Origin of the sequence: Mesorhizobium sp. M0816 (assembly GCF_040320005.1) — a bacterium.
Lineage (GTDB): Bacteria > Pseudomonadota > Alphaproteobacteria > Rhizobiales > Rhizobiaceae > Mesorhizobium.
Map to the genome: position 1 here is coordinate 1 of NZ_JAMYOT010000095.1, position 1,344 is coordinate 1,344.

At 58.9% G+C, this 1,344-nt stretch carries 1 protein-coding gene; it reads left to right on the forward strand.

Annotated elements, in window-relative coordinates:
• A partial coding sequence (locus NKI17_RS36805; protein WP_352907944.1) for an FG-GAP repeat domain-containing protein occupies positions 1–1,344 on the forward strand: 1,344 nt, incomplete at both ends.

Here is a 1,344-nt window from a genome sequence, read left to right on the forward strand (position 1 = left end):
TCTCCGGCGCGCTGCGCAGCGCGTATAAGCTGACCTACGACCAGGCGCCGTTGTCCAACGCCTCACGGCTGACCGCCGTCACCCGCTACGGCACCGATGCGGCAATCGCCGCCGATGGCACCATCAGCGGGGGCACCGCAAAGCCGCTCGGCCAGATGACCTATCAGAATACCAATGGCGTCTATACGACGGTCGATGCCTCCCTCCTCACAGGCTTGCTCCTCATGGAGGGAGCACCAAACGAGGTCGGCGATTTGGACTTTGACAGCCGCGACGAGATCTTTGGCGACTACGCCACGCAAGGAGAATCCCCAACAGGGCAAAAGTCGGCCAGTAGAACAAAGTACCGATATAAATTCGATTCGAATGGCGCACTCATCGATACAATCTCGGTGAGCCTTAACGCTGCCTATGACGGAAAATATTCTTCCAAGCCCGGTCGATTCTTTCCCGACAAAAGCACGATGGACTTTGCGGACACGGTGACGTCAACTTCGAATGACGGCCACACGGTGACGACGGGCACACGAGGCGCGTTTGTCATCACAAACGCCCAGCTCGCGTTGACCAATGCTAATTGTAAATCATCGCTCTTCTTCGGCCCCGTCGTGCCGGCCAGCTATGACGCCCTATGTGACGCGCTCTCGACCGGCTCGTTTGTTGTCGCCGACGCTGATGCTGACGGCATAGATACCGTCAATGGTGTCAGCGAGATAAACGGCTTGATCGGTGTCGGCGACTTCCTCGGCAATGGGCACCAGCAGCCGTTATTAACGCCGTTACTGGGCGGAAATGTAAAGAAGGGTGTCCTGTCAAACGGCACATGGGAGGCCGTCGATCCCTCATTTTCCCCCAGCTGCTCGACGTTTGGAGAGTTGGGCACCTGTGTTCTGGCCGATGTGAATGGCGACGGCGCGACCGACATTTTCCACTACAAGGGCAGTGACGACAGCGTCAGACTCTGGCTGTCGACCGGTGTCGGATTCAAGGAGTACACGGTTTCCTCGATACCGGGAACGTCCGCCGTTCTTCGCGATTTCGACAATGACGGCCGCATGGACGTCATTACCATCGGTGGCACACTGACGGCGCGGAGGGCCGACACGATCCGCGTCTTCTCGCTGCGTCCGTCGTCGACGGCGATGGGGCCGGTGGAATTCACACTTCCGGCCAGAATGAATGCCGGCGTTGCCATAGGCGATTTCAATGGCGATGGCCTGCCGGATTTTACCGACTACAAAGACCACATGTTCATCTCGGCCCCCGGCGCGGGCAATCCGAACCTGCTGCGCAGTGTTGTGACGGAGCTGGGCGGGACGATCGCGGTGGAGTATGCGCCGTCGT